This window comes from Micromonospora sp. NPDC005299, from assembly GCF_042872345.1.
Classification (GTDB): domain Bacteria; phylum Actinomycetota; class Actinomycetes; order Mycobacteriales; family Micromonosporaceae; genus Micromonospora.
In genome coordinates, this window is sequence record NZ_JBIAKG010000015.1 from 69388 (window position 1) to 94023 (window position 24636).

Genomic DNA, 24636 nt, shown 5'->3' on the forward strand with positions numbered 1-24636 from the left:
ACTCAGGGAGAGAGCGATCATGGGACAGGCAACGGCGCCGGACGGGTACACCGCGTGGACGAACGCGGGGGTGACGGAGGCCGTGGCCCGGTGAACCTCGACACGCGGGACCCCATGACCGACACGCTCGGAGTGCTGGAAACCGCCGCGCTGCTGCGGGAGCTGACCGCCGGCCTGATCGCGGTCACCCACTTCGACGAGGCGCTGGACCGGCTGGTCCGGATCACCCGGGACGCCGTACCCGGGGTGGACTGCTGCGGCTTCACCGCGCTGCGCGCCGGTGAGCCCGCCGGGGTGGCCGCCTCCGACCCGGGGCGGGCCGAGCTGGACGACCTGCGGCACGGCCCGGACACGCCGGCCATGACCGCCATCCACCGGCGCGAGATGATCACCGCGGCCGACCTGGCCGGGGAGTCGCGCTGGCCGGCCTGGGCGGAGCGGGCCCGGGGGCTGGGCGTGCACGGGGTCATCGCCGCGCCGGTGGACGTGGACGAGCAGGTGATCGGCGCGATCAACCTCTACGCCGAGTCGGCCGGCGCGCTCACCCCCCGGCACCAGCTCATCGCCATGCTCCTCGCCGAGCACGCCGGGCTGCTGCTGGCCGCCAGCCGGGACCGGGAGCGGCAGGCCGCCCGGGCCGTCCAGCTCGACACCGCGTCGCTGGCCGACGGGGTGGTCGGGCAGGCCGTCGGGGTGATCATGACGCAGCGCGGCTGCCCCGCCCCGGAGGCGCTGGACGTGCTCCGCAGCGCCGCCTCCTCGTTGGACATACCGCTGCGCGAGGTGGCCGAGCGGCTCGTGCTCACCGTCTCCCGGCCGCGGGACAACTGAGCGACATTCGTTTCGCCCCGGTGGGCCTCGGGTAGCACCCTGAACTGGTGAGCTGCACCGACCTGGGGAGGAACCGATGGAGAGCCGCCTGCGCGTGCAGGGACACCCGATCCAACCGATGCTGGTGACGTTCCCGTTCGGACTCTTCGTCAGCGCCGCGGTCTTCGACCTGGCCGATGTCGCCGGCGGCCCGGCCTTCCTCGGTGAGGTGGGTTACTGGACGGCGGTCGCCGCCCTGGTCGCCGCCGCGCTCACGACGGTCGCCGGAATGGTCGACCTGTGGGACGTGCGGGCCGACCGGACCCGGCGGACCGCGATCACGTTCAACCTGGTGAACGCCGCGATGGCGGCGCTGTTCCTGCTCACCTGCCTGATCCGGGCCCAGGCGCCCCAGCGCGGCGCGACCGGCGTCGAGGTGGTCACCGAACTGCTCGCGCTGGCCGTGGGCTCGGTGGGGGTGTGGCTGGGCGCCCGGCTGATGCGCCAGTTCGACCGGCGCCGGGCCGCCGAGCCGAGCGGCTTCGGGACGCTGCGGGACATCCCCGGCGCCACCGTGGAGATCATCCGCCCGAAGGCCTGAAAACGCCTTGCCGCCGGCCGGCCCCAACGGCCAGGCTCTGCCCGTGAACAGCGGACAGGACGCCGACGAGCTGATCGCCGAGGGCGAGGCGGTGCCGGTCGAGGGCTGGGGCTTCTCCTGGCTGGCCGGGCGCGCCACCGAGGAACGCCCGCCCTGGGGGTACGCCCGCCTGGTCGGCGCCCGGATGGCCACCGTGCGTGCCGCACTGGACATCGACACCGGCGGGGGAGAGGTGCTGGCCGAGGTCCCGGTCCCGCCGCCGCTGCTGGTCGCCACCGAGGCGTGGCCGCCGAACGTGCCGGTCGCCCGACGCACCCTGCGCCGGGTCGGGGCCGCCGTGGTCCAGGTGGCCGACCGGCCGCCGCTGCCGTTCCGCGACGCCGCGTTCGACCTCGTGGTCAGCCGGCACCCGGTGGACACCTGGTGGGACGAGATCGCCCGGGTGCTGCGCCCCGGCGGCAGCTACCTGTCCCAGCAGATCGGCGCCGGCACGGTCCGTGAGCTGAGCGAGGCCGTCCTCGGGCCGCTGCCGCCGCCGGCCAGCCGCCACCCCGAGCAGGCGGTCGCCGCGGCCGAGGCCGCCGGACTGACCGTGGTGGACCTGCGCACGGCCACCCTGCGGACCGTCTTCCACGACATCGGCGCGGTGGTCTGGTTCCTGCGCAAGGTCGTCTGGACCGTGCCCGGCTTCACCGTCGACCGCTACCGCACCGAGCTGCGCCGCCTGCACGAGCGCATCCGCGCCGAGGGCCCGTTCGTGACGCACGCCCAGCGCTTCCTCATCGAGGCCCGCCGCCCCTGACCCGGCCGGCGTCAGTGCGCCGCGGCGTGGTGGGCGGCGAGCACGTCGCCGCCGAAGTCGCTGGCCGGGCGGCGCAGCACGGTGTGCGCGTGGTTGCCGTCCTCCGTGGTGTTGTCGTACTCGATCAGCAGGTCGTCGCCCTGGATCCGGTAGTAGTGCCGCTGCCCCGGCCCGACCGGGCCGGCCCAGGCGAAGTGCAGCTCACCGCCGGCCAGCCGGCGCGCCTCCCGGGTCGCCAGCTCGGGCGGGAGCCGGTCGAGGTAGAGCGCGACGAGCCGGTCGAGCAGCGCCCGGCCGGACGGGGCCAGCCGGCCCCGGGGAACGCCGAGCGGGTCGAGCCGGCCCGGTGCCGTGGGCCGGGTGGCGCTGATGATGTCGGCCGGCGCCTCGTCGGCGACGACCGCCGCGGCCCGGCCGCCCAGCCCGAGCGCGTCGAGCAGCTCCCGGGCCAGGTCCTCCTCCGGCCCGAGCGGCCGGGATACCGGCCGGCCGGCGTGCCGGACGGTGGCCGGGTTGGCGCCGAGGAAGATCGGGGCGGGGGAGACCTGGTCGTCGACCACGGTCATGCTGACCGACAGGTGGTGCCCCTCGAACCGCCACGCCCAGCGGTCGTCGCGCACCGGGTCGCCGAAGACGGCCACCCAGTAGTCGCCGCTGTGGCGGCCACGCTGCCAGCCCTCCGCCCGGTCGAGCACCTCCTCTAGTGCCACGACCGCCATGGCCTGGGCGTACGCCGCCGGGCTGAGCGCGGTGGCGAGCAGCCGGTGGGCCGCCTTGCGGGCGGTGCCGGTCAGGTCGGCGAGGCTGACGCCGGGGCGGGGTCGGGGCCGGTACTCCAGCCACCGGCGCGCCGGCTCGTCGTCGAAGTCGTGCCGGGCCCGTTGCCGGGCCGGCTCGTCGAGCGCCGCCAGGAGCGCGCCGGCCGCCGTGCGCATCTGCTCGGGTACGGGATCCTCCACCGCCCCTGTATACCGCCCCGACGCCGGTCCCGTCGGGCACGCCGGCACCTCGTGACCGGTCGGCCCTGCCTGAGGAGGACGAGCACCGCCTGATAGCTTGCCGAGCCGGCACGGGAGGCGCGGATGGACGATCGGGTGTACGTCGGCAACGCGGCGGTGGACGGGGCGACCGACGCGGGCTGGCTGCTGGGTCACTTCAAGCCGCCCGGCGACGTCCGGCACAGCACCGAGGTCGAGGTGAAGTGGGGCTTGCACCCGGCGGGGGAGACCCGCTCGCGGTGGGCCACCGGCGAGCGGCGTACCGCCCTGCTGGTGCTGGTCAGCGGGGCCTTCCGGATCGAGCTGCCGGACCGCACCGTGGTGCTGCGCGCGCCCGGCGACTACGTGGTCTGGGGCCGGGGCGTGGACCACTCCTGGTACGCCGAGCGCGAGTCGGTGGTGCTCACCGTGCGCTGGCCGTCGGTCCCCGGCTACCGGGTGGGCCCGCCCGTTTTTCGCTGACCTCCCGCCACGCGGATCGGACCGTCCCAGCATGCGGTATTACCTACTAAACCCATAGGGTTTGAAGACTATCCTGAGGAGGCACGCCGCCCGCCGTACCGTGAGGACGCCCCGCCGATGACCCCCTCCGACCCGTCCGACCTGCTCGCCGTCGCCGCCCGCTGGGCCGACCCGACCGGCTGGCCCGTGCCGCTGCGCTTCGACCGCGCCGAGCGGTGGTACGCGCGGCTCGCCGCCGACGCCGAGCACGAGGTCTGGGCGCTGAGCTGGCTGCCCGGGCAGGGCACCGACCTGCACGACCACGGCGGCTCCGCCGGCGCCTTCCTGGTCGCCGCCGGCACCCTCACCGAGCAGACGGTCAGCGGCGGCCGGCTGCGCCCGCACCAGCTCGCCGCCGGCGCCGGCCGTCGCTTCGGCCCTCGCCACGTCCACGTGGTCATCAACCGGGGCGACCAGCCGGCGGTCAGCGTGCACGTCTACCGGCCCGCACTGCGCCGGATGACCCGCTACCGCCTCGACGCCGGGCGGCTCCGGGTCGCCGAGGTAGCCGAGGCCGGGGTCGCCTGGTGAACCGGCCCGCCCTCCCACCTTCGACCACCGCCGCTGGAAAGGACGCCACGATGGCACAGACCCCCATCCGCACCGAGAGCTGTCCGGTCCCACCGCCCGGCTCGCGGGGCATCGACGAGATCCTCGCGGCCGCCCGCGCCCGGCTGCGCCGGCTCGACCCCGAGCAGGCCCACCTGGCGGTCCGGGGCGGGGCGCTGCTGGTGGACATCCGGCCGGCCGGCCAGCGCGCCGCGCACGGCACCGTGCCGGACGCCCTCGCCGTCGAGCGCAACGTCCTCGAGTGGCGCTTCGACCCGCGCTGCGCGGCCCGACTGCCGCAGGCTGTCGACTACGACGTGCCGGTGATCGTCCTCTGCCAGGAGGGCTACACCTCCTCACTGGCCGCCGCCGCCCTCCAGGACCTCGGCCTGCATCGGGCCACCGACGTGGCGGGCGGCTTCGCCGCCTGGCGCATCGCCGGCCTGCCCACCCTCGGACCCACCCCGCCGCTCCGACCCTCGCCCGCCGCGCCCCCGGTCACCGCCGGCCGGGCCCCCCGCTGACCGCCCCGCCGCACCCCCCGGTGGGGCGGGGCGACCGCCCGCACAGGAGGCTCCCATGTCCGTCGTCGCCATCTCCTCCCGTCCGGCCCGTCCGGGCCGCCCCGACCGCGCGCCGCACCGGCCGCGTACCGCTCCGACCCTGACCATCACCCTCGACCTGGGTGCCGGCGCGCTGACGCCCGGCCTGGCGCGGCTGGTCGACCTGCTGGACGAGCTCGCCGCCTCCGGCGAGGGCCTGCTCCGACCCGAGGAGCACCAGGCCGCCCGCGCGGTGCTCGACCTGCGCCGCGCGACCGCGCCGCCGGAGCCGCCCGCGCCGCCCGCCGGGGCCGAGGAGCCCGGCACGGTACGCATCCTGACCGGCACCCGCCGGATCCGCCACGACGGCGTCGAGGTGACCCTCACCCGGATCGAGTACGACCTGCTGCTCTTCCTCGCCGAACATCCCCGGCGGGTGTTCACGCGGCGGCAACTTCTCGCCAATGTCTGGGGCTACGAGCACGCGGTGGCCCGCACCGTCGACGTCCACGTGCGCCGGCTGCGGGCCAAGCTCGGCGTCGACACTCCGCTGGTGACCACCGTGTACGGCATCGGCTACCGGCTCGCCGACGAGGCCCGGATCGTGGTGGACCGCGAGCGCTGAGGCGTCGCCGGCCGGTGCGCGGCGTACCCGGAATCCGGGTGCGCCGCGTTCACGTTTCGGCGCCGCCCGGCCCGGCACCGGCCATTGTGAACCGGGCGGGGACCCCCCGTACCGGGTCAACTCGTCGCTCTGCTGTAATCAACGGGCCTCGTACGCAGAGCGAGCATCCGGCTCCGATGTGTTCGTCAATTGTCACATTCATGCAACGCAGCCGCCCCTTGACCCTCGCACAGGCGCCGGGAAGCATCGATGAAGCGGCGTCCCGGGCCGTGGGGAGATACCCGGACCAGCCAAGGAGGACCATGTCGGTCAGCCCCGCCTCGTCGCGCGCCGGATGGCATACGTCCCAACCTGCGGTTCCGGGTCGTCCCCCCGGCGGCCAGCGCCGCCCCGCCAACACCTCGGCGCCCATGCTCACGGTGACGTTGAACATCCCGCTGGCCTGCGAGGAGTCCCTCACCCCGGCCGCCCGCCGGCTGCTCGACGCGGCCCGTGAGCTGCTCGAACGCGGCGACGCCGTGATCAGCACCAGCGCCGCCCCGGCGGAGCGCCGCCCCGACCCGGTGCCGGCCGGCCGCTCCCCGGGCCGCCCGCTCGCGCCGACCATCCCGACCCTGCACATCCTGGCCGCGTCCCGGTCCGTGCTGCGCGACGGCGAGCCGCTGCCGCTGACCCGGCTGGAGTTCGACCTGCTGCTGCACCTCGTCGCCCACCCCCGCCGGGTGTTCACACGGTTGCAACTTCTCAATGCCGTCTGGGGCTACGAGCACGCCGGCGTCCGCACCGTCGACGTGCACGTGCGCCGCCTGCGCGGCAAGGTCGGCGTGGACGTCCCGCTGGTCACCACCGTCTACGGCGTCGGCTACCGGCTCGCCGACGACGCCCGGGTCACCATCGACCGCACCGGCTGACACCGACCGGGTCCGGCCACCACGTGCATCGCCCTCCGGACGGAGCCCCGACCGCCCGGCCGATCGCACGGTGACCCGTCCCGCCGGGCAGGATGGTCGGATGCGCGTCCGTCCCATCACGCCCGAGTTGCTCGTCGCCGAGCTGGCCGACCGGCTCGCCGCCGCCGCCGTGCCCGGCCGGCTGCGGGTGGCCGTGGACGGGCCGCCGGCCGCCGAGCCGGACGCCCTCGCCGCCGCCCTGGTCGACCCGCTGCGTGCCGCCGGCCGCCCGGTGCTGCACGTCCGGGCCGCCGACTTCCTCCGGCCCGCCTCGATCCGCCTGGAGCACGGCCGGACCAACCCGGACGCGTACTACGAGGGCTGGGTCGACGAGGCCGGCCTGCGCCGGGAGGTGCTCGACCCGGCCGGACCGGCCGGGTCGGGCCGGCTGCTCCCGTCGCTCTGGGACGCCGCCGCCGACCGGGCCAGCCGCGCCCCGTACGTCGACCTGCCGCCCGGCGGGGTGGTCCTGGTCAGCGGCGCGCTGCTGCTCGGCGGCGGCCTGCCGTTCGACGTCGCCGTCCACCTGGTGCTCTCCCCGGCGGCGCTGGACCGGCGGACCGATCCCGCGCTGCGCTGGACCCTGCCGGCCTTCGCCCGCTACGCCGACGAGGTCGACCCGGCCTCCTTCGCCGACGTGGTGGTCCGCGCCGACGACCCGCGGCACCCCGCCCTGGTCGAGGCCGGCTGACCTGGACGTACGGCCCGTTTCCGGACAAGCGCCGCCGGAGGGGCAGGCACGGGGACGGTCCGGCGGCGCAGTCGGGCACGAACGGCGACGAAGAACGCGGAGATCCGCGGTTTGACGGGCGGAGCGGACGGGTAATCGCCCGGCTCACAGAGCACGGGTGATCTCGCCCGTGCATCCATCGGACCACGTTCCGGGGCGCTCGCCGCCCCGGAACGGTATGAGGCCCCAGGAAAGGCAGGCAGCGATGCTCGTCCACGACACGACAGCCACGGGCCGCTCCCAGGCGGAGGCCGACCAGATCCGGCAGTCCCTGACGTCGCGGTACGACGAGCTGACCGCGGAGTACGAGCAGGCCGTGCTGCAGAGCCAGGTGCTCCGGCTCGTCGAGGTCGGCGACACCGCCGGCGACGACCAGGCCGACAGCGGCACCAAGACCGCCGAGCGGGACACCGCCCAGTCCCTGCTGCGCACCATCCTGGACCGGCGCGCCCAGTTCGAGCACGCGCTCACCCGGCTCGACGAGGGCACCTACGGCTTCTGCGAGGGCTGCTCCGCGCCCATCCCTGTGGAGCGGCTGGAGATCTTCCCGTCCGCCACCTCCTGCGTGTCCTGCAAGCAGACCCGGGAGCGGCGGGCGGCCTGAGCGTCGCCCGGGTTGCCGGTCGGTCCCGACAGCGGTGGACTCGCCAGATGGGTGACATCAAGGTGGGCACCGCCTCCTGGACCGACCGGACCCTGCTCGACTCCGGCTGGTACCCGGCGAGCGCCGACACCCCGGAGAAGCGGCTGTCCTGGTACGCCCGGCACTTCCCGCTGGTCGAGGTGGACGCCACCTACTACTCGCCGCCGGCCGAGCGGACCGCGCGGCTCTGGGCGGAACGCACCCCGCCCGGCTTCACCTTCAACGTCAAGGCGTTCAGCCTGCTGACCGGACACCCGACCCGGGTCTCCGCGCTCTACAAGGACCTGCGCCCGGAGACGGAGAAGAAGAACCTCTACCCGGACGACCTGCCGCCGCAGGCGTACGAGGAGGTCTGGACCCGTTTCCTGTCCGCCCTGGACCCGCTGGTCGAGGCCGGCAAGCTGGGCGCGATCCTGTTCCAGTTCCCGCCCTGGTTCACCATCCGGCGGGACAACAAGCAGTACCTGCTCGAGGTGGCGCGGCGCTGTGATCCGCTGCGCCCGGTCTTCGAGTTCCGGCACGCCTCCTGGTTCGACGGCGACAACGCCGAGGAGACGCTGGGCTTCCTGCGGCAACACGAGTTGCCGTTCGTCTGCGTGGACATGCCCCAGGGGCACCGGTCGTCCGTACCCCCGGTGCTGGCGGCCACCGCGGAGCTCGCGGTGGTGCGCTTCCACGGGCACAGCGACAAGTGGACCAGCAAGGACATCCACGAGAAGTTCGGCTACAACTACTCCGACCGGGAGCTGCGCGACTGGGCGCCGAAGCTGCGCGAGCTGGCCGGTGAGGCGGAGCGGACCCACGTGCTGATGAACAACTGCTACCGCGACTACGCCCAGCGCAACGGCACCACCCTGGCCGGTCTGCTCGACGCCGGCTGAGGGTTCACCCGGCCCGGGTGAGGGCGCCTCACCCGCTGCGTCAGCAGCATGGACGGTGTGCGCGGTCCGTCGACGGGCGCGACCGCGCGGCCGAGGAGGAGGTGGGGTCATGACGGTGCGGGTCGTAGCGGATCGACGCCGTGGTGGGGTGCTGCACGTGATCGGGAGTCCCGACTCGCCCCGGCGAGGCGGGCGGCCCGGTCGGTTCAGCCCGACCCGGCTCTGGCGGGGGCCCAGCGGGCCGCCGCGACGCACCGACGACCGACGCTGGGAAAGCGACACACGGGGGTGGGCAGATGGCTGAGCAGCTGATTTCCGCGTTCGAGTCCTCGCTGGACAAGACGAACGTGATCCTCAAGGAGATCGAGTCGGCGTACGGCTGGCCGAAGGCGCAACGCAACCAGTCCTACGCGGCGTTGCGCACGGTGCTGCACCTGCTGCGGGACCGGATGCCGGTGCAGGAGAGCGCCGAGTTCGCCCAGCAGTTGCCGGTGCTGGTACGCGGCATCTACTTCGACGGCTGGCAGCCGGAGAACGTGCCGATCAAGCTGAACCGCGACGACTTCCTCTACGAGGTCCGCCAGGGCTTCCCGTACGACGTGGAGGGCGGCCCGCAGCGGGTGGTGCAGGTGGTGCTGGACACCCTGCGCCGGCACGTGACGCAGGGCGAGTGGGAGGACGTGAAGTCCACCATGCCGAAGGACCTCGGTCAGATGATTCCCTGACCGGCGCCGTCCCCGGCCCGCTCCGCCGCACCGGCGGGGCGGGCCGGCGGCGTCCGGGTGACCGGCAGCCCGGCCCGCCGGGCCAGCCCGGCGAAGGCCACCGCGTCGACGATGGCCGCGCCGCCCGGGTCGTTGTTGAAGTAGACGTACCCCGGCTCGCCGGCCGGGAAGGCGGTGGCCAGCCGGCGCACCCAGGTGGCCAACGCGGCGCGACCGTAGCGGGGCCACGGCCGCGCTCGGCCCTCGTGCAGTCGCAGGTAGCCGAAGTCGGTGGTGCGCCACAGCGGGGTGACCGGGCGGCTCAGCCGGTCCGCCCAGACCAGCGCCGCCCGGTGGCGCTCCAGGACCCGCCGGGTGTCGTCGGTCCACCAGGACGGGTGGCGAGGCTCCACGGCCACCCGCACCTCGGCGGGGAACAGCCGCAGCGTCGCGTCCAGGGCCGCCGGGTCGGCCCGCATGGTCGGCGGGAGCTGCACCAGCACGGGGCCCAGCCGGTCGCCCAGGCCGGTCGCCCGGTCCAGGAAGCGGGCGACCGGCTCCGCCGGCTCCCGCAGCCGCTTGATGTGGGTGAGGTAGCGGCTCATCTTCACGGCCACGCAGAAGTCGTCCGGCGTACGGTCCCGCCACGCCACGAAAGTGTCCCGCTCGGGCAGCCGGTAGAAGGCGTTGTTGACCTCGACCGTGGCGAACCGCGCGGCGAAATGCTCCAGCCAGAGCCGCTGCGGCAGCTTCGCCGGGTAGAAGCGCTCCCGCCAGTCGCGGTACTGCCAGCCCGACGTGCCGACGAGGATCATCGCGGCCGCCTAGGCGAGGTCGATCCGGAACACCTCGAAGGCAGCCCCGTACCGGACGCCCAGCCGGGTGCCGGCCGGCCGGGCCAGCCCCTCGAGGAACTCCTCGGCATCGAAACCGCCGTCGCCGAGCCCGCTCAGGTACGCCCCGTGCGCCCGCAGCGACGCCACCCCCCGGTCGAAGCTGGCCGTCACGTCCACCCCGTGCCGGGCCTGCGGCGAGCCGGCCGCCCACACCTCGCGGACCCGGGACCACGGCTGCACCCCGTCCGTGAGCTGCTCCGGAAAGATCCAGCGATTGCCGGCGTCGCGGACGGCGTCCAGCGTGGCCCGACCGCAGGCGATGTGGTCGGCCTGGTTGAGCGCGTACGCCCCGTCCCAGGTGTCCCGGAAGTTGTTGGTGAGCACGATGTCCGGGCGGTGCCGGCGCACCACCGCGGCGATCGCGCGGCGCAGCGCCACGCCGTACTCCAGCAGCCCGTCGGGGAGGCCGAGGAACTCCACGGTGTCCACCCCGACCACGGCGGCGGAGGCCCGCTGCTCCTCCTCCCGCAGCACCCGGCTGCGCTCCGGCGGCATCCCGTCGATGCCCGCCTCGCCGCTGGTGAGCAGGCAGTAGACGACCTGCTTGCCCTGCCCGGTCCAGCGGGCCACCGCGGCGGCGGCGCCGAACTCCAGGTCGTCCGGGTGGGCCACCACGGCGAGCGCCCGCTGCCAGTCCTCGGCCAGCGGCGTCAACGGCTCCGGCTGCCCCACGGCCACCCCCTTCCCGCGTGCTCCCTTTCCGCCATCCTGGCACCGGACGCGCCCCGCCGCCCGGCGAGCTGTACCGGGGCGCGGCGAACCGTCCGTGCGGCGGCGTCCCGGCGTCTACGGTGTGGTTAGAGAAGATCGGGCGAGGGGTACCACCCGCTGCACACGGACCCCGACGACGGGGCGGCACACCGAGGGAGCACCCATGGCACTCAACGACGACGACATGCAGACCACCGGCGGCGGCGGTGCCGAGGGCCCGGCCGACGGTGGCGCGACCCCGGGCCAGCAGGACGGTGGCGCCGACGGCGGCGCGGACCGTGGCGCGGAGCGCGGCTTGGACGAGGGTGCCGACACCGGCGCGGAGGGTCCCGCCGACGGTGGCGCGACGCCGGGCCAGCACGACGGTGGCGCGGACGGCAGCGCCGAAGGCCCGGCCGACGGCGGCGCGACCTCCGGTCAGCGCGACGGCGGCGCCGACGGCAGCGCCTGACGGATGGCCGCGACGCACTTCGACCCGCCGGGCGGCCACGGCCGCCCGGCGGTTTCGTCTTCCGCGGCCGACGCCCTCGCGCGCTGCGTGGCGGTCGAGCCGGCGAAGTTCGCCGCCGACCACTGGGGACACAGCCCGCTGCTGTCCCGGGCGGCCGAGCTGCCCAATTCGGCGGGCTTCACCGACCTGCTCAGCCCCGCCGACGCCGACGAGCTGCTCAGCCGGCGCGGCCTGCGTACCCCGTTCCTGCGAGTCGCCAAGGACGGGCAGCTGGTGCCGGCGGCGCGCTGGACCGGCGGCGGCGGCGCGGGCGCCGAGATCGGCGACCAGGTCCTCGACGAGAAGATCCTGGCCCTGTACGCCGACGGCGCCACCCTGGTCCTCCAGGGCCTGCACCGCACCTGGCCGGCGGTGGTCGACTTCGCCCGCGACCTGGGCGCCGCACTGGCCCAGCCGTTGCAGGTCAACGCCTACCTGACCCCGGCCGGCAACCAAGGCTTCGCCACCCACTACGACACCCACGACGTGTTCGTGCTCCAGGTGGACGGGCGCAAGCACTGGCGGATCCACCCGCCGGTGCTGCCCGACCCGCTGGAGAAGCAGCCCTGGGGCGGCCGGGCCGACGAGGTCTGCGCGGTCGCCGAGGGGCGGCCCGCGCTGGACGTGGTGCTCGAACCCGGCGACGCGCTCTACCTGCCGCGCGGCTGGCTGCACAGCGCCCAGGCGCAGGAGTGCAGCTCGCTGCACCTGACCGTCGGCATCCGGGCGCTGACCCGGTACGCCCTGGTCGAGGAGCTGCTGGCCCTCGCCGCCGAGGACGCCCGGCTGCGCGCCGGGCTGCCGTTCGGCGTCGACGTGGCCGACCCGGACGCCATCGAGCCGGAGCTGACCGAGACGGTCGAGGCGCTGCGCGACTGGCTGCTGCGGGCCGAGCCGGCTGCGGTGGCCGCGCGGCTGCGCGCCCGGGCCTGGCCGGCCTCCCGCCCGGCGCCGATCCGGCCCCTCGCCCAGGCCGCCGCCCTGGCCGCGCTCGACGCGGACAGCCAGGTCGCGCCCCGGGCCGGGCTGCGCTGGCAGCTCACCCCGACCGGCGACGGGAAGGTGGCGCTGCGCCTGGTCGACCGGACCGTCACCCTGCCCGGCACCTGCGAGCCGGCCCTGCGCGCGCTCCTCGCCGGCGAGGTGACCCGGGTCGGCGACCTGCCCGGCCTGGACGACGACGCCGACCGCCTGGTCCTGGCCCGCCGTCTCCTCAAGGAAGCCGTCCTCACCCCGGCCTGACCCCCGCCTGACCGCCCCGCCCACCCTCGGTGATCATGAAGTTATTGCCGCGACACGCCGTGGCCGCGGGCAATAACTTCATGATCAGGGCCGCGCCGGGCCGCGCCGGGCCGGGCCGGGCCGGACCGGGTCGGGCCGAGGTCGGGCCGGGCGCGCCGGGTCGGGGTTGGGTCAGCGGGTGAAGGTCAGGGTCAGCAGGAGGGCGGTCGTGGCCAGGCCGGTGGCGGCGACCAGCATGATCGGGCGGGGGGTCAGCACGGCGTGACGGCGGTCGGCGAGCAGCCGGGCCGGTGCCAGCCCGACCAGCGGGCCGAGCAGCGTCACGACGAGGGCCAGCACCGGCATGCCGACCGCCAGGTCCCCGCCGGAGCCGGCGCCCAGCGCCCGTGCCCCCGCGCCCAGGGCGTACGCCACCAGCGCGCCGCCGATGCCGCAGCCGACCAGCAGCGGGTTGGCCGAGCCGGGCAGCTCGCCCGGTTGCCGGGTGCGGTCCAGCAGCTCGCGCACCCCGCGCAGCAGCGGCACCGGATCGCCGGTGGCGTCGGGGGCCGGCCCGGGCGGGTCACCGAGCCGCCGGCCGCCGGCGCCGATCCGCTCCCGGAGCTGCCCCCACAGGTGGGCCGCCTCGGTGTCCACCCGCTCCACCATCCGCTGCGCCTCGACCACCTCCGCCTCGGCCTGCCGCACCTGCTCGGCGGCGTCGGCCACCGCGCGGTCGGCGGCGGCGACCTGCTGCGCGTACCAGCCGTGCGCCTCGGCGCGCTGGGCGGCCACCCGGGCGGTCAGCTCGGCGAGCCGGCGGACGTGGGCGGCGTACGTGTCACTGGCAACCGGTTCGTTCATCGGGTCGGACCATAAGGGATGATCACCTGTCCGGTGCGGTGCACCGCCCGGTCGAAGTAGAGGCCCCGCCACGGGCGGGGGTACCAGTCCGGCCCGCCGGTGCCCGGGTAGAGCGAGGAGCCCAGCTCGGCGCCTTGCACGTCGAGCGCCACCCAGGCGCCGATCTGGTCGGTGCGCGCCGCCGGCCCGCCCAGGTCGACCCGCATCCGGGCCACGCCGCGCCACCAGGCCAGCACGTGGGTACGCCGCTCCGGCCCGTCGTGCAGGATCCGGCGCAGCTGCTCCAGCCCGGTCCGCAGGCCGGCCTTCCCGGCGAGCTGCCCGGCCGCCGCGTCCACCGCGTACAGCAGCAGGAAGTGCGGGGTCTGCGGGGTGCCCGGGGCGCCGAGCGCGTCGCCCACCTCGGCCATCAGTTCGGGCACCGTCTCCTCGTCGTACCAGGCGGCGTCGTCGGCCAGGTCCTCGTAGAGGGCGCGGGCGGCCGGGTCGGCGTCCGGGTCCAGGCAGGCGATGGAGAACCGGGCGGTGCCGGGCCGGTACTGCCGCGCGAGGGAGCGGGCGGCGGCGTCGAGCACCGCGCACGCCTCGTCGACCCGGGTGCCGAGCACGGCCAGGTTCCGCCCGGGGGCCCGGGGCAGCCGCAGCGCCGCCGAGCGGGCCTGCACGTCGATGATCTCGCCGAGCAGCGCCACCGGGCTGCGCGGCACCCCCTGCTCGGGGGCGGTCAGGGCCCGGAAGTCGGGCGCCTCGGTCAGCCTCGGGACCGCGTCGCCGTCGAAGAGCCGGGCCGGGGCGGCGTCCTGCGGGCGCATCCGCCACAGCCGGTGCTGGAGCTGGCTCCACGTCTCCCAGTCTCCGGCCGACGGGATGCGCGCCACCTCGTTCCCCTCGGCCAGGCCGGACTCGGCGTTGACCACCGCGTGGTGCCGGGGCAGCGACTGCGCCGCGTCGTTGCGTTCGGCCAGGATCCGCAGCGCCTTGGGCAGTGCGATGCGCAGGGTGAACTGGGCGACCAGGGCGGGCCGTCCCCACAGCGCCTCGATGCCGCGCACGTCCTGGGAGGCGAGCACCAGGTGGATGCCCTGCGACCGGCCCCGCCGGGCCAGGTCCTCCAGCAGGTCGGCGGCCTCCCGGGCGACCACGTCTCGGCCGGCGAGCAGCGCCTGGAACTCGTCGACCACCGCCACGATCCGCGGCCAGTGCCCGGTCGGGTCCACCGCGCGCAGCTCGGCCAGCTTGGTGACCTCGTGCTTCTTCGCCGCGTCGGCCCGGCGGCGCAGCTCCTCGGCGAGGAACCGCAGCAGCCCCAGCCCGAACTCCCGGTCGGTGTTCACGTTGATCCCGACGAGCCGCATGTGCGGCAGCCAGCTCGGGTCCCGCCGGCCCTGGGCGAACCGGGCGAAGGACACCCCCTCTTTGAAGTCGAGCAGGTAGAACTCCAGCTCGGCGGGGGAGTAGCGGGCGGCGAGCGCGCCGATCCACGCGAAGATCAGGTTGGTCTTGCCGGTGCCGGACGGGCCGCCGATCAGCGCGTGCGGCGGGTAGTCGCCGAGGGTGAGCAGCACCGGCCGCCCGTGCGGGCCCTCGCCGATCGGCGCGGTCAGCCCGTGCGCCGAGTCCTCCCGCCAGTACTCCCCGGCCGGGGGGAGCAGGTCGGTGAAGGGCGCCGGCGGCGGGCCGGCGTTGACCCGGGAGGCCACCTCGCGGCAGGTCTCGGTGACCAGCCCGGCCGGCGGCGGGGCGTCGAGCGTCACCGGCAGGCCGCCGATCCGGGCGTCGTCCGGGTCGACCACCACCCGAGTGACGGTCGGCCCGTCGGGCAGGTCGATCCCGCGGACCACCAGGTGCACGCCGCAGGCCGCGCCGGTGCGCACCACCCGGTCCAGCTGGCCGCGCTCGTGCCGGGACAGCTCGTCGCCGCCGAGCAGCACCGCCACCCGCCACGGCTCCGGGCGCCGGCCGGTCGCGGCGGCCAGCTCGCGCAGCGACGCGTACTCGCCGGCCAGTACGGTCTCGTTGATCCGGCGGATCTGCTCCACCAGGTCGTCGAGCAGCCGGCCCAGGCCGCCGGGGCCGACGAAGGTGAGCAGCCCGGCGGTGCCGAGCGGGGCGAACCCGGCCAGCCCGCCGCCCAGGTGTTCGGGGTCGTACCCGAAGAGCCGGACCGCGCCGGGGTCGGCCCGGCCGACCGAGCGCAGCAGCAGCGCGGGCACGACCGCGGCGACGCCCTCCCGGTCGCTGCCGGCGAGGTGCACGTGCCCGGCGTCGAGCAGCGGGACCAGCGCCGGCACCGGCTCGGCGCCGGGGATGCGTACCGTGCCGACCCGGACCGCGCCGGGTGGCTCGGCCCGGCCGGCGGGGCTGACTCGCCAGCGGTCCCACGGCGCGGACGCGGCGCCCGGGGCCTCCCGCGAGGCCGCGGCGGCGGCCCGGCGGGCGAGCTCGACGATCCGGGCGGCGTGCCGGGCGTCGATCTCGGCGAGCCGGCGGTCCCGCGCCGCGCCCACCCGCTCCGGCACGGCCGCGGCGGCCCGCCGCACCCGGGCCAGCCGGTCCCGGCCGGCGGCCAGGTCGGCGTCGGCGTCGGCGAGCCGGTTGCGGGTGGTGCCCAGGGCCTCGGAGAGCATCCCCCGGACCCGCGTCACCAGTTGTGCGCGGACGTCAGCCACGGGACGGCTCCCGGTCGTCGGTGTCCTTCGGCAGGTCGCGGCCGAGCCGGTCGAGCAGCACCCCGGTGACCACCCCGGCGGTGACCGCCGGGTCGGCGGCGTGCGGCTGCTCCTGACCGTCGGCGCGGCGCGGCGGGGGCATCCGGCAGACCCGGGTGAGCAGGGTGTCCAGCACCGGCGGGGGCAGGCCGGGCAGCAGGTCGCGGACCCGTCCGTCCAGCTCCCGGCGCAGCCGGCTCAGGTCGTCGGCGCGCGGCGGGTGGCCGAGCAGCTCGCCGGCCAGGCCGCGCAGCATCGGCGGGGCGATGGCGGCCAGTCCCAGCCCCACGTCGGCGTGGGCCCGGCGCAGCTCCCGGTGCAGCCGGTCCCGGTCGCCGGCGCGGATCCCGGTCACCACCCGGCGTAGCAGCTCGCGGGAGTCCTCGACCCGCTCGCCCGGGTCGTCCGGGGCGCCCTCCCGGCCGCCGGTCAGCTCCGCCACCCGCACCGCCCACCAACGCCGCACCGCCGGCTGCTCGTCGCGTTCCGGGGCGGCGTGCGGGGCCGGGAGCGGGACCTCGCCACGGGCCGCGTCGTGCCTCGGCCGGCGGTCCGCGGCCGTCGGCGCGGGCGCCCCGTCGGCGGCCAGCCCGATCGCGGCCAGGTACGCCGACAGCTGCTCCTGCGCCACCCGCAGCGCGTAGCCGGCGGTCTCGGCGTGCTCGGTCGCGGCGGAGAGCTCCGGCACCCCCATCGGGTTGGCCGACTCCTGGCGCACCCAGCGCAGCCGCTCGGTGGCCTGGCCGAACTTCTTCAGCGCGGCGGCGAGCTGGGCTAGGGGCAGTTCCTCGGCGGCGGCGCGGACCTGCGCGCCGATGTCCTCGACGATGGACACGACCGGTCCTCAGAGGGTGGCGACGTAGAGCTGCGCCTGCTCGACCGCCACCAGTGTGGCGGCGAGACACTCCTCCAGCTCCTGGCTGGCCTGGGTCAGCGAGGCCTGGGCCGCCTCGACGGTCTCGTGGCCGCTGCCCTCCAGCGCGCCGGCGAGGGTCTGCTGCGCCTCGGCGAGTTTCTCGCCGGCCGCCTGCACCGCCGTCTGCCCGTCTCCTATCTGCTGGAGAGCGACATCGATGGCTGCCTTCAGCTCGGCGACGCTCGCCACGGGGGACCTCCTGGGGGCGGGGGAGATCTCCATTACAACCCATCCCGATGGGCGGGAGAACATCCACCCTCGCGGCGTTCCTTCCCGGCTGTCCGATTGTCGCCCTGACGTGCGTAAAGGCGCTCCACGGCCGCGCCGCCGCGTCCCACCGGCGGACCCCCGGGTCCCGTCCACGGGACGGGCCGGCGTCCCGGAGACCGGTCAGCGGGGCAGCCGGCGTGGGCCGTACACCTCGGCCCCGAGCGCGCCCACCCGGGCCCGCAGCTCCCGGTCGGCGGTGACCACCGCCCGGCGGCGCTCCGGGGCGGCCGCGACCAGCGCGACGATGGTGTCGTCGCCGGAGCCGGGTGCGGAGACCACGGCGACCCCGGGCACCGCCGGGACGTCCCGCGCCGCGCCCTCCACCACCAGCACCACTTCCACCGGCGGTGGCAGCTCCGGTGGCACACCCGCCTCGGCGACGGGCACGAGCGCGTCGCGCAGCCGGGCGGCCGCCCCGGCCCGGTCCCGCCACCAGCCGTCCGGCCGCGAGCCCACCACGTTCGCGCCGTCGACGATCAGCAGCGGCCTGGTCTCCATCCCCCCAGCGTGCCACCCGCCCGCGTTTGTCGCGCCGGCCGCCGGGTAGCCACCGCCGACCGTGCCGCGCCATGTCGCGCCCCGGCGGCCGTGCCGTCCGACTGCGGAGGACAGAATGATGGGACCTGGTGACTTCGGCAACGACCCGTGGGACGAGTTCCTGGCCCGGTATTTCGGGCGGGGCGAGGGGGGACGCCGGCCGGCGCACCGGGTCGACATCACCCGGCTCATGACGGCCGACGCGCGGGAGATGCTGGCCGACGCCGCCCGCCGCGCGGCCCAGAAGCACAGCAACGACCTGGACACCGACCACCTGTTGTGGGCGGCGTTGCAGCGCGAGCCGCTGCGCGACCTGGTCCGCCGTGCGGGCGCGGACCCGGACGCGCTGGTCAACGCGCTCGGCGGGCGCGGTGACGGGGCGCCCCGGGGCGAGGTCCCGCCCAACCTGTCGCTCACCCCGGCCGCCAAGCGGGCGCTGCTCGACGCCCACCAGCTTTCCCGGGCCATGGGCGCCAACTACATCGGCCCCGAGCACATCCTGATGGCCCTGCCGCTCAACCCGGAGTCGCCGGCCGGCCGGATGCTCGCCGCCGGGCGGATCCAGCCCGAGTCGCTCCAGGCGGCCAGCGCCGAGCGCGGCCCGGGTACCGGCCCGAAGCCCGACCGCGGCACCCCCACCCTCGACCAGTACGGCCAGGACCTCACCGACCTGGCCCGGATGGACCAGATCGACCCGGTGATCGGCCGGGCCGACGAGATCGAGCAGGCCGTGGAGATCCTGTCCCGGCGCACCAAGAACAACCCCGTGCTGATCGGCGAGGCCGGGGTCGGCAAGACCGCCATCGTGGAGGGGCTCGCCGAGCGGATCTGCGACGGCGACGTCCCGCAGACGCTGATCGGCAAGCGGGTCATCCAGCTCGACCTGGCCGGTCTGGTCGCCGGCACCCGCTACCGGGGCGACTTCGAGGAACGGCTCAAGAAGGTGATCGACGAGATCCGCGCCCACCGCGAGGAGCTGATCATCTTCCTGGACGAGATCCACACCCTGGTCGGCGCGGGCGGCGCCGGCAGCGAGGGCGGCATGGACGCCTCCAACATGCTCAAGCCCGCCCTGGCCCGCGGCGAGTTGCGGGTGATCGGCGCGACCACGCTGGACGAGTATCGCAAGAGCATCGAGAAGGACGCCGCGCTGGCCCGCCGGTTCCAGCCCGTCCTGGTCCCCGAGCCCAGCGTCGAGGACACCGTCGCCATCCTGCGCGGACTCCGCGACCGGTACGAGGCGCACCACCAGGTCCGCTTCACCGACGAGGCGCTGGTCGCCGCCGCCGAACTCTCCGACCGGTACGTCACCGACCGCTACCTGCCGGACAAGGCGATCGACCTCATCGACCAGGCCGGCGCCCGCGTCCGGCTGCGCACCCGCACCCCCGCCGCCGACGTGCGCGACCTGGAGCAGCAGCTCGACGACGTGCGCCGGGACAAGGAGCAGGCGGTCTCCGACGAGCAGTACGAGCGGGCGTCCACGCTGCGCGACCGGATCGCCGAGCTGGAGGACCAGGTCCGCCGCGCCCGCGGCGACGAGGGCCCCAACCACGTGCCCGAGGTCGGGCCGAAGGAGATCGCCGAGGTGGTCTCCCGGGCCACCGGCATCCCGGTCAACCAGCTCACCGAGGAGGAACGGGACCGGCTGCTGCGCCTGGAGGGGCACCTGCACGAGAAGGTGGTCGGCCAGGACGAGGCGGTCAGCGCGGTGGCCGAGGCGGTGCGCCGCTCGCGTACCGGGCTGGCCGACCCGAACCGGCCGATGGGCAGCTTCCTCTTCCTCGGCCCGACCGGCGTCGGCAAGACCGAGCTGGGCCGGGCGCTCGCCGAGGCGCTGTTCGGCGAGGCCGACCGGATGGTCCGGGTGGACATGAGCGAGTTCCAGGAGCGGCACACGGTCAGCCGGCTGGTCGGTGCGCCCCCCGGGTACGTCGGCTACGAGGAGGCCGGCCAGCTCACCGAGGCGGTGCGCCGCCGCCCGTACGCGGTGGTGCTGCTCGACGAGATCGAGAAGGCCCACCCGGACGTGTTCAACATCCTGCTCCAGGTGCTCGACGACGGGCGGCTCACCGACAGCCAGGGGCGCACGGTCAACTTCAAGAACACCGTGCTGATCATGACGAGCAACCTCGGTTCGGAGCTGATCACCGGCACGCAGCGGACCGTCGGCTTCGGCGCCGGCGAGCCCGGCGAGCAGGAGGCCAACGACCTGCGTGAGCGGCTGATGCGCCGGCTTCAGGAGAACTTCCGGCCCGAGTTCATCAACCGGATCGACGAGGTGATCATCTTCCAGCGGTTGGAGGCCGAGCAGCTGCGCCAGATCACCGGGCTGCTGCTGGAGGACACCCGCCGCCGGCTGCACGCCCAGGACATCGGGGTCGAGTTCACCACCGCCGGGGTGGACTGGCTGGCCGAGCACGGCTACCAGCCCGAGTTCGGCGCCCGCCCGCTGCGCCGGGTCATCCAGCGCGAGGTCGACAACCGGCTCTCCCGGATGCTGCTGGAGAACGAGATCTCGCCCGGCCAGCAGGTCACCGTCGACGCGCGGGACGGCCAGCTCGCCATCGAGGTGGGCGCCGGCGACCGCGGGTACACCGCCGCGGCGACGTCCCATCCGCGATGAGGGAAGACGCCCCAACCCCGACGGATCGGAGGGCGGACATGACCGAACCCGAGGAGACCGGGGAGGACCCCGAACGGAGCGAACCCATCGTCGCGCCCCCGACGGCCAACCCGGCCCGGGTGAAGGTGCCGCCGGAGGGCCTGAAGCAGCACACCGACAAGGGCGAGGGCGACCCGACGCCGTCCGGGTCGTCGCCGGAAGAGGAGGCGTGATGGTACGCGAGGCGCGACTCGATCCGGAGGTCGAGGTGATCTGGGACGACTTCCACGCCGAGGTGAACGTCCCCTCCGAGCAGCTGCGGCAGTGGCTGCTCACCCGGGGCTCGGGGGAGGAGGCGTTCGGCCCGAACCCGGACCTCGACCTGCCCGAACCGGGGCGGCGGATCCTCCAGGTGCTCACGAAGCGCAAGGTCGACCTGACCCCGGAGGACATCGAGGTGATGCGGGACGCCATCGAGCGGATCCGGGCGCTCAGCGCGGAGAAGCCGAGCCGGGGCAACGCCGACGACGAGTGGCGGCACTCCCTGCTCGACCTCGGCCACGACGTGCTCGTCGAACGCTGACCGCGCGGATTACGGCACCCGGGACCCCGTCCCGGGTGCCGTCGCCGTCGCTCTACTCGGATTCCATGCTGGGTAGTTGCAGCCCGGCCGCGTCGGCCGCGTCCTGCCGTTCGCCCCGGGCCCGCTCCTCCCGGCTGAGCAGGTTGGCGAACTCGGTGATGTCGCCTGGTTCGGGCACCTCCGGCAACCGGCGCAGGAACGCCTCCAGGTCGGCGGAGGCGGCGGTGTGCGCGGCGGCCGCCTGGCGCAGCAGCTCCCGCTGGTCGGCGGCGGGGTACAGATCAGTCATGCCGCCCAGATACCCGCGCTCAGGCGGTTCGCACCCCGCTCGGGGTGGTCGACTGCACGCCGAAGTCCGGGTGGGACAGCAGCCAGGCCAGATAGTCCGGGTGGTTCGCCAGCGCGTCGGTGTACGCCGCCGCCGCCGTCTCCAGCATTGGCTCGGCGACCCGGGCCGCCGGGGCGTCCGGGTGCCAGCCGAGCAGCAGCCGCCAGCGCAGCGGCGTCCCGGCGAGCCGGCGGGTCACCAGGCCGGCCACCGGGCGGAAGGTGGCCTGGCACAGCGCCACCGCCTCGCCCGCGTCGACCAGGTCGAGGCAGGCCCGCACGTCCGCCTCGTAGACCTTGCGGGGGGTGAAGCCGGCGCGGGCGCAGGCCGCCGCGAAGCAGTCGCCGAAGCAGCCGTCCCCGGGTGCGGCCACCCACTGCTCGCGGCGCAGGTCGACGAGGCGCACCTCGTCCCGGCCGGCCATCGGGTGGGTCTGCGGCAGCAGCACGAAGACCGGGTCGACGGCCACCTCCCGCCAGCTCAGCCCGGACTCCACCGACGGGGTGGCGTCGCCACACACCCCGGTGAGCGCGAAGTCGAGCCGCCCGCCGGCCACGAGCTGGGCCAGCTCGTCCACCGACCACGACGCGTACGTGGTGATCTGCACGTCGGGGCGCTCGGCGGCGAGCCGGTGCACCAGCCGGCCGAGGATGGGGCTGTTCACCCCGCCGAACCGGTACCGGCTCAGCGGGTCGCCCGCCCCGGCCAGCCGGGCCGCCTCGTCCTGCAGGCCCTTCATGGCCGGCAGCAGCACCCGGGCCCGGTCCAGCACCAGCTCGCCCAGCGCGGTGGGCCGGGCGCCCCGGCGGTCCCGCTCGAACAGCGGCCCGCCCAGAGTCCGCTCGATGCGCTGGAGCTGGGCGGTCAGCGCCGGCTGGGCCAGACCGAGCGTGGAGGCCGCCTTGGTGACGCTCCCCGTCTCCGCGATCGCGCAGACCACCCGCAGGTGTCGCAGCTCCAGATTCATACGGTGACGGTAGGACCACCCAGCGGCTGGGCGGAAGGGTTCTCCGCCATCGGTATACCTGTATGGGGCAAGGGTCAGGCGTCGCGGGGACGCTCCAGGTCCGCCAGGCGGGTCCGCCGCCCGGTGACCACGTCGCGCACCTTGTCCAGCACACCCACCGCCGGCTCGACGATCTTGTTCCACGGCGGGGTCGCCGGGGTGCCCGGGTGCGGCCTGGTCGGCGCGGCCTCCTCGGCGATCTCCCAGCGGTTGCCCAGCCGGATCAACTCGGCGTCGCTGGCCACCTCGCCCAGCGGCGTCACCAGCGCGGCGACCCGGCTCACGTGCCGGCGCACCCGGTCGGCGACGTCGGCCACCGCCGGGTCGTCCGGCCCGGACAGTCCCTTCAGCGCGGTCAACAGGGCGGCGTCCGCCTCGATCTCCCGGTCCACCAGTTCGACGCTCGCCGGGACGGCGGCACGGGCGGCCGGGAAGAGGTACTGCTCCTCGGCGGAGAGGTGCCGGGATACCGCCGCCGTCAGCACGTCCAGCACCTCACGGCGCCGCGCCGGGTCCAGGCCCGCGTCGGTGATCTGCCCGGCCAGCCCGAGCAGCGCCCGGTGCTCCCGGTCCACGAGGTCGGCCAGGCTTCGGCCACCCGGCCGGTACGCGTCGTCGGCGGTGGGCGGCAACGGCGGCAGGGGGACGGTCATGGTGCCCTCCTTGAGCTGGCGGCCACGGCCATTCGGGCTCGGCGTGTCTGACGCCGCGCCGCGACCCCGGACAGCCGATCGACGGATGTGGTGGTCCGGCGGTACCCGCCCGCGCGATCCGCGAAACCGCGCCCGACCGGGGGCGACCGGCCGGTCGGGCCGGCTGGTATGAAGAAGCGATGACGAGCGACCCCGCCTCCGCCCGACCGGATCCCACCGACGAGGTCGTGGACCTCTGCCGCGACCTGCTGCGCATCGACACCACCAACACCGGGGAGAACGACACCAGCGTCGGGGAGCGCCTGGCCGCGGAGTACGTCGCCGAGAAGCTCGCCGAGGTCGGCGTCGACGCGGAGCTCCTCGAGTCCGCGCCGGGCCGGGCCAACCTGGTCGCCCGGATCCCCGGCACCGACCCGGGCCGGGACGCGCTGCTCGTGCACGGCCACCTCGACGTGGTGCCCGCCGACCCGGACGAGTGGTCGGTGCACCCGTTCTCCGGCGAGATCCGCGACGGCTACCTGTGGGGCCGCGGCGCCATCGACATGAAGGACTTCGACGCGATGGTGCTGGCCGTGGTCCGCGGCTGGCAGCGCGCCGGGATCCGCCCGTCCCGCGACATCGTGCTCGCCTTCACCGCCGACGAGGAGGCCGGCAGCGACTACGGCGCGCACTTCCTGGCCCAGCGGCACCGCCACCTCTTCGACGGCTGCACCGAGGCGATCGGCGAGGTCGGCGGCTTCTCCTACTCGGTGGACGAGTCTCGGCGGCTCTACCTGATCGAGACCGCCGAGAAGGGCATCGACTGGCTGCGACTGCACGCCAAGGGCCGCCCCGGCCACGGCTCGATGGTGCACGACGACAACGCCGTCACCGCCCTCGCCGAGGCGGTCGCCCGGATCGGCGGCCACCGCTTCCCGGTGGTGATGACCGACACCGTACGGGCCTTCCTGGCCGAGGTCTCCGACGTCCTCGGCATCGACATCGACCCGGACGACCCGGAGACCGCGATCGCCAAGCTCGGCCCGATCGCGAACATCATCGGCGCGACCATCCGCAACACCGCCAACCCGACGCGGCTGGCCGCGGGCTACAAGGACAACGTCATCCCGGGCCGGGCCACCGCCACCATCGACTGCCGCAGCCTGCCCGGGCAGAGCGAGCTGCTGGAGCGGCAGCTGCGCGAGCTGGTCGGACCGGACATCGCCATCGAGTACATCCAGCGCCAGCCCGCCCTGGAGACCACCTTCGACGGCGACCTGGTCGAGGCGATGTCCGCCGCTCTGCGCGCCGAGGACCCGGGCGCCCGGCCGGTGCCGTACATGCTCTCCGGCGGGACGGACGCCAAGGCGTTCTCCCAGCTCGGCATCCGGTGCTTCGGCTTCGCGCCGCTGCGGCTGCCCGCCGACCTCAATTTCTCCGGCCTGTTCCATGGCATCGACGAGCGGGTTCCGCTGGACGGACTACAGTTCGGCGTGCGGGTTCTCGACCGCTTTCTCCGCAGCTGCTGACCGT

At 75.3% G+C, this 24636-nt stretch carries 29 protein-coding genes; 18 read left to right on the forward strand and 11 right to left on the reverse strand.

What is annotated here, in order from left to right:
* Positions 1–114: 114 nt before the first annotated feature.
* The 3 genes from ACFYPD_RS30465 (at position 115) to ACFYPD_RS30475 (ending at position 2213) form a co-directional block, all read left to right on the forward strand.
* A complete protein-coding gene (locus ACFYPD_RS30465) occupies positions 115–831 on the forward strand; it encodes a GAF and ANTAR domain-containing protein (protein WP_387120996.1) in 717 nt (238 codons plus the stop codon).
* A gap of 76 nt (positions 832–907) precedes the next feature.
* On the forward strand, positions 908–1411 hold the full coding sequence (locus ACFYPD_RS30470; protein WP_387120999.1) for a DUF2231 domain-containing protein: 504 nt from the start codon (positions 908–910) through the stop codon (positions 1409–1411).
* A 43-nt stretch (positions 1412–1454) separates the two neighbouring features.
* Positions 1455–2213 (forward strand): class I SAM-dependent methyltransferase, encoded by a 759-nt coding sequence (locus tag ACFYPD_RS30475; protein ID WP_387121002.1) that lies wholly within the window; start codon positions 1455–1457, stop codon positions 2211–2213.
* Positions 2214–2224: 11 nt separating this feature from the next.
* Here ACFYPD_RS30475 and ACFYPD_RS30480 read toward each other — a convergent pair whose 3' ends face one another.
* Positions 2225–3148 carry a DUF3500 domain-containing protein gene (locus ACFYPD_RS30480; protein ID WP_387121123.1) on the reverse strand — a complete coding sequence of 308 codons (924 nt, stop codon included), beginning with the start codon at positions 3146–3148 and terminating at the stop codon, positions 2225–2227.
* A gap of 147 nt (positions 3149–3295) precedes the next feature.
* Here ACFYPD_RS30480 and ACFYPD_RS30485 point away from each other — a divergent pair, with 147 nt between their 5' ends.
* The 9 genes from ACFYPD_RS30485 to ACFYPD_RS30525 all read left to right on the forward strand — a co-directional run bounded on the left by ACFYPD_RS30485 (position 3296) and on the right by ACFYPD_RS30525 (position 9357).
* Positions 3296–3673 carry a signal peptidase I gene (locus ACFYPD_RS30485; RefSeq protein ID WP_387121005.1) on the forward strand — a complete coding sequence of 126 codons (378 nt, stop codon included), beginning with the start codon at positions 3296–3298 and terminating at the stop codon, positions 3671–3673.
* A gap of 117 nt (positions 3674–3790) precedes the next feature.
* The gene (locus tag ACFYPD_RS30490; protein ID WP_387121008.1) at positions 3791–4243 is read left to right on the forward strand and encodes a cysteine dioxygenase; all 453 of its coding nucleotides are present in this window, start codon (positions 3791–3793) and stop codon (positions 4241–4243) included.
* A 50-nt stretch (positions 4244–4293) separates the two neighbouring features.
* Positions 4294–4785 (forward strand): rhodanese-like domain-containing protein, encoded by a 492-nt coding sequence (locus tag ACFYPD_RS30495; RefSeq protein WP_387121011.1) that lies wholly within the window; start codon positions 4294–4296, stop codon positions 4783–4785.
* A 55-nt stretch (positions 4786–4840) separates the two neighbouring features.
* Positions 4841–5428: a winged helix-turn-helix domain-containing protein gene (locus ACFYPD_RS30500; protein ID WP_387121014.1), complete on the forward strand. Its 588-nt coding sequence runs from the start codon at positions 4841–4843 to the stop codon at positions 5426–5428.
* 302 nt (positions 5429–5730) lie between these two features.
* A complete protein-coding gene (locus ACFYPD_RS30505; RefSeq protein ID WP_387121016.1) occupies positions 5731–6339 on the forward strand; it encodes a winged helix-turn-helix domain-containing protein in 609 nt (202 codons plus the stop codon).
* A 100-nt stretch (positions 6340–6439) separates the two neighbouring features.
* Entirely contained in the window at positions 6440–7069 is a 630-nt protein-coding gene (locus ACFYPD_RS30510; protein ID WP_387121019.1) for a uridine kinase, read from the forward strand.
* A 244-nt stretch (positions 7070–7313) separates the two neighbouring features.
* Positions 7314–7712: a TraR/DksA family transcriptional regulator gene (locus ACFYPD_RS30515; protein ID WP_387121022.1), complete on the forward strand. Its 399-nt coding sequence runs from the start codon at positions 7314–7316 to the stop codon at positions 7710–7712.
* Positions 7713–7759: 47 nt separating this feature from the next.
* On the forward strand, positions 7760–8632 hold the full coding sequence (locus ACFYPD_RS30520) for a DUF72 domain-containing protein (protein ID WP_387121025.1): 873 nt from the start codon (positions 7760–7762) through the stop codon (positions 8630–8632).
* Positions 8633–8928: 296 nt separating this feature from the next.
* A complete protein-coding gene (locus ACFYPD_RS30525) occupies positions 8929–9357 on the forward strand; it encodes a DUF2267 domain-containing protein (RefSeq protein ID WP_357944909.1) in 429 nt (142 codons plus the stop codon).
* On the opposite strand, the gene ACFYPD_RS30530 is transcribed toward ACFYPD_RS30525, so the two are convergent.
* The gene (locus tag ACFYPD_RS30530; protein ID WP_387121028.1) at positions 9342–10151 is read right to left on the reverse strand and encodes a DUF72 domain-containing protein; all 810 of its coding nucleotides are present in this window, start codon (positions 10149–10151) and stop codon (positions 9342–9344) included. The genes ACFYPD_RS30525 and ACFYPD_RS30530 overlap by 16 nt on opposite strands.
* Before the next feature lie 9 nt (positions 10152–10160).
* Positions 10161–10904 carry a PIG-L deacetylase family protein gene (locus tag ACFYPD_RS30535; protein ID WP_387121031.1) on the reverse strand — a complete coding sequence of 248 codons (744 nt, stop codon included), beginning with the start codon at positions 10902–10904 and terminating at the stop codon, positions 10161–10163.
* Positions 10905–11106: 202 nt separating this feature from the next.
* On the opposite strand from ACFYPD_RS30535, the gene ACFYPD_RS30540 reads away from it, so the two are divergent.
* Both ACFYPD_RS30540 and ACFYPD_RS30545 read left to right on the forward strand, forming a co-directional pair.
* The gene (locus ACFYPD_RS30540; protein ID WP_387121035.1) at positions 11107–11394 is read left to right on the forward strand and encodes a hypothetical protein; all 288 of its coding nucleotides are present in this window, start codon (positions 11107–11109) and stop codon (positions 11392–11394) included.
* Between the two features lie 3 nt (positions 11395–11397).
* Complete coding sequence (locus ACFYPD_RS30545) at positions 11398–12675, forward strand: cupin domain-containing protein (RefSeq protein WP_387121038.1); 1278 nt, start codon at positions 11398–11400, stop codon at positions 12673–12675.
* 171 nt (positions 12676–12846) lie between these two features.
* On the opposite strand, the gene ACFYPD_RS30550 is transcribed toward ACFYPD_RS30545, so the two are convergent.
* From ACFYPD_RS30550 to ACFYPD_RS30570, 5 genes are all read right to left on the reverse strand, one after another.
* On the reverse strand, positions 12847–13518 hold the full coding sequence (locus ACFYPD_RS30550) for a hypothetical protein (protein WP_387121041.1): 672 nt from the start codon (positions 13516–13518) through the stop codon (positions 12847–12849).
* The gene (locus ACFYPD_RS30555) at positions 13515–16187 is read right to left on the reverse strand and encodes an FtsK/SpoIIIE domain-containing protein (RefSeq protein WP_387121044.1); all 2673 of its coding nucleotides are present in this window, start codon (positions 16185–16187) and stop codon (positions 13515–13517) included. The genes ACFYPD_RS30550 and ACFYPD_RS30555 overlap by 4 nt, the downstream gene beginning before the upstream one ends.
* Positions 16180–17061, reverse strand: a complete 882-nt coding sequence (locus tag ACFYPD_RS30560; RefSeq protein WP_387121046.1) for a hypothetical protein — start codon at positions 17059–17061, stop codon at positions 16180–16182. Before ACFYPD_RS30560 ends, ACFYPD_RS30555 begins: the two co-directional genes overlap by 8 nt.
* A gap of 9 nt (positions 17062–17070) precedes the next feature.
* A complete protein-coding gene (locus tag ACFYPD_RS30565; protein WP_030504016.1) occupies positions 17071–17331 on the reverse strand; it encodes a hypothetical protein in 261 nt (86 codons plus the stop codon).
* A 201-nt stretch (positions 17332–17532) separates the two neighbouring features.
* Positions 17533–17910: a hypothetical protein gene (locus tag ACFYPD_RS30570; RefSeq protein ID WP_387121050.1), complete on the reverse strand. Its 378-nt coding sequence runs from the start codon at positions 17908–17910 to the stop codon at positions 17533–17535.
* Positions 17911–18025: 115 nt separating this feature from the next.
* On the opposite strand from ACFYPD_RS30570, the gene ACFYPD_RS30575 reads away from it, so the two are divergent.
* Genes ACFYPD_RS30575 through ACFYPD_RS30585 form a run of 3 tightly spaced genes read left to right on the forward strand, consistent with a single transcriptional unit; the run spans position 18026 to position 21137 of the window.
* On the forward strand, positions 18026–20575 hold the full coding sequence (locus tag ACFYPD_RS30575) for an ATP-dependent Clp protease ATP-binding subunit (protein WP_387121053.1): 2550 nt from the start codon (positions 18026–18028) through the stop codon (positions 20573–20575).
* Between the two features lie 38 nt (positions 20576–20613).
* Positions 20614–20787, forward strand: coding sequence for a hypothetical protein (locus ACFYPD_RS30580; RefSeq protein WP_387121055.1), 174 nt, complete (start codon positions 20614–20616; stop codon positions 20785–20787).
* Positions 20787–21137, forward strand: a complete 351-nt coding sequence (locus ACFYPD_RS30585) for a DUF3140 domain-containing protein (protein WP_387121058.1) — start codon at positions 20787–20789, stop codon at positions 21135–21137. The genes ACFYPD_RS30580 and ACFYPD_RS30585 overlap by 1 nt, the downstream gene beginning before the upstream one ends.
* A gap of 52 nt (positions 21138–21189) precedes the next feature.
* Here the strand turns inward: ACFYPD_RS30585 and ACFYPD_RS30590 are convergent, their stop codons facing one another.
* The 3 genes from ACFYPD_RS30590 to ACFYPD_RS30600 form a co-directional block, all read right to left on the reverse strand.
* Positions 21190–21426: a hypothetical protein gene (locus tag ACFYPD_RS30590; RefSeq protein WP_387121061.1), complete on the reverse strand. Its 237-nt coding sequence runs from the start codon at positions 21424–21426 to the stop codon at positions 21190–21192.
* 19 nt (positions 21427–21445) lie between these two features.
* On the reverse strand, positions 21446–22432 hold the full coding sequence (locus tag ACFYPD_RS30595; RefSeq protein ID WP_387121064.1) for a LysR family transcriptional regulator: 987 nt from the start codon (positions 22430–22432) through the stop codon (positions 21446–21448).
* Between the two features lie 74 nt (positions 22433–22506).
* Positions 22507–23124 (reverse strand): hemerythrin domain-containing protein, encoded by a 618-nt coding sequence (locus tag ACFYPD_RS30600; RefSeq protein WP_387121067.1) that lies wholly within the window; start codon positions 23122–23124, stop codon positions 22507–22509.
* Between the two features lie 179 nt (positions 23125–23303).
* On the opposite strand from ACFYPD_RS30600, the gene ACFYPD_RS30605 reads away from it, so the two are divergent.
* On the forward strand, positions 23304–24632 hold the full coding sequence (locus ACFYPD_RS30605; RefSeq protein ID WP_387121070.1) for a M20/M25/M40 family metallo-hydrolase: 1329 nt from the start codon (positions 23304–23306) through the stop codon (positions 24630–24632).
* The last annotated feature ends 4 nt before the right edge of the window (positions 24633–24636 follow it).

Bases quoted from the DNA above. Each gene is read 5' to 3' on its own strand.
- ACFYPD_RS30500 (WP_387121014.1), top strand. From the start codon at position 4,841: ATGTCCGTCGTCGCCATCTCCTCCCGTCCGGCCCGTCCGGGCCGCCCC.
- ACFYPD_RS30595 (WP_387121064.1), bottom strand. From the start codon at position 22,432: ATGAATCTGGAGCTGCGACACCTGCGGGTGGTCTGCGCGATCGCGGAG.
- ACFYPD_RS30545 (WP_387121038.1), top strand. From the start codon at position 11,398: ATGGCCGCGACGCACTTCGACCCGCCGGGCGGCCACGGCCGCCCGGCG.
- ACFYPD_RS30495 (WP_387121011.1), top strand. From the start codon at position 4,294: ATGGCACAGACCCCCATCCGCACCGAGAGCTGTCCGGTCCCACCGCCC.
- ACFYPD_RS30480 (WP_387121123.1), bottom strand. From the start codon at position 3,148: ATGCGCACGGCGGCCGGCGCGCTCCTGGCGGCGCTCGACGAGCCGGCC.
- ACFYPD_RS30590 (WP_387121061.1), bottom strand. From the start codon at position 21,426: ATGACTGATCTGTACCCCGCCGCCGACCAGCGGGAGCTGCTGCGCCAG.
- ACFYPD_RS30525 (WP_357944909.1), top strand. From the start codon at position 8,929: ATGGCTGAGCAGCTGATTTCCGCGTTCGAGTCCTCGCTGGACAAGACG.
- ACFYPD_RS30470 (WP_387120999.1), top strand. From the start codon at position 908: ATGGAGAGCCGCCTGCGCGTGCAGGGACACCCGATCCAACCGATGCTG.
- ACFYPD_RS30550 (WP_387121041.1), bottom strand. From the start codon at position 13,518: ATGAACGAACCGGTTGCCAGTGACACGTACGCCGCCCACGTCCGCCGG.
- ACFYPD_RS30465 (WP_387120996.1), top strand. From the start codon at position 115: ATGACCGACACGCTCGGAGTGCTGGAAACCGCCGCGCTGCTGCGGGAG.
- ACFYPD_RS30505 (WP_387121016.1), top strand. From the start codon at position 5,731: ATGTCGGTCAGCCCCGCCTCGTCGCGCGCCGGATGGCATACGTCCCAA.
- ACFYPD_RS30580 (WP_387121055.1), top strand. From the start codon at position 20,614: ATGACCGAACCCGAGGAGACCGGGGAGGACCCCGAACGGAGCGAACCC.
- ACFYPD_RS30520 (WP_387121025.1), top strand. From the start codon at position 7,760: ATGGGTGACATCAAGGTGGGCACCGCCTCCTGGACCGACCGGACCCTG.
- ACFYPD_RS30530 (WP_387121028.1), bottom strand. From the start codon at position 10,151: ATGATCCTCGTCGGCACGTCGGGCTGGCAGTACCGCGACTGGCGGGAG.
- ACFYPD_RS30575 (WP_387121053.1), top strand. From the start codon at position 18,026: ATGATGGGACCTGGTGACTTCGGCAACGACCCGTGGGACGAGTTCCTG.
- ACFYPD_RS30570 (WP_387121050.1), bottom strand. From the start codon at position 17,910: ATGGAGACCAGGCCGCTGCTGATCGTCGACGGCGCGAACGTGGTGGGC.
- ACFYPD_RS30605 (WP_387121070.1), top strand. From the start codon at position 23,304: ATGACGAGCGACCCCGCCTCCGCCCGACCGGATCCCACCGACGAGGTC.
- ACFYPD_RS30540 (WP_387121035.1), top strand. From the start codon at position 11,107: ATGGCACTCAACGACGACGACATGCAGACCACCGGCGGCGGCGGTGCC.
- ACFYPD_RS30600 (WP_387121067.1), bottom strand. From the start codon at position 23,124: ATGACCGTCCCCCTGCCGCCGTTGCCGCCCACCGCCGACGACGCGTAC.
- ACFYPD_RS30510 (WP_387121019.1), top strand. From the start codon at position 6,440: ATGCGCGTCCGTCCCATCACGCCCGAGTTGCTCGTCGCCGAGCTGGCC.
- ACFYPD_RS30515 (WP_387121022.1), top strand. From the start codon at position 7,314: ATGCTCGTCCACGACACGACAGCCACGGGCCGCTCCCAGGCGGAGGCC.
- ACFYPD_RS30490 (WP_387121008.1), top strand. From the start codon at position 3,791: ATGACCCCCTCCGACCCGTCCGACCTGCTCGCCGTCGCCGCCCGCTGG.
- ACFYPD_RS30585 (WP_387121058.1), top strand. From the start codon at position 20,787: ATGGTACGCGAGGCGCGACTCGATCCGGAGGTCGAGGTGATCTGGGAC.
- ACFYPD_RS30485 (WP_387121005.1), top strand. From the start codon at position 3,296: ATGGACGATCGGGTGTACGTCGGCAACGCGGCGGTGGACGGGGCGACC.